The 507-nt window shown below is 68.4% G+C and carries 1 pseudogene; it reads left to right on the forward strand.

Going from position 1 to position 507, the window contains the following annotated elements:
- A pseudogene (locus tag VR45_RS34950) lies at positions 1-507 on the forward strand (hypothetical protein); the annotation flags it as partial.

Raw genomic sequence — 507 nt, forward strand, 5'->3', positions numbered from 1 at the left:
GGCCTGGTCGAGGAGCTGGCGGCGGCGGAAGCCGCGGTGCTGGAGCAGCAGGCCGAGGAAGAAAGCAAGGAAGCAAGCAAGCTTGCAGACTTGGAGCCCCAGCAGGAGAAGGCCCAGGAGCCCTCTCAGCGGGCCCGTGCCGGGCGTGGGCGGGAGGTCGGTGCCCAGATGCTCCAGGACGCCGTGGAGGCCGCCCTGGAGGCCAAGGGCGGCGACATCGAGGCCGCGACCGCGGTTCTGGTGAAGCGGGCGATCCAGGACGGCATGGCGCTGCTCAAGGCGACCCGGATCGCCGGCCGCTACGAGTACACCGCCTACCCGGCAGCCCCCGAGATCCTCCAGAAGAAGGTGAAGGGCGGCGCCGACCAGATTTGGGAGTCGCGCCCGAAGTGGGTGAACAAGTCGCTCACTCCGGAGCAGCGGGAAATGCCGGTCCATGCCCTGGCGCTAACGGCGCATTCCTCTCGTCGCTCAAGACCCATCTTCCGATCGGCGCTCTCAAGCACA

This window comes from Streptomyces sp. NRRL S-495, from assembly GCF_000966955.1.
Taxonomy (GTDB): domain Bacteria; phylum Actinomycetota; class Actinomycetes; order Streptomycetales; family Streptomycetaceae; genus Kitasatospora; species Kitasatospora purpeofusca.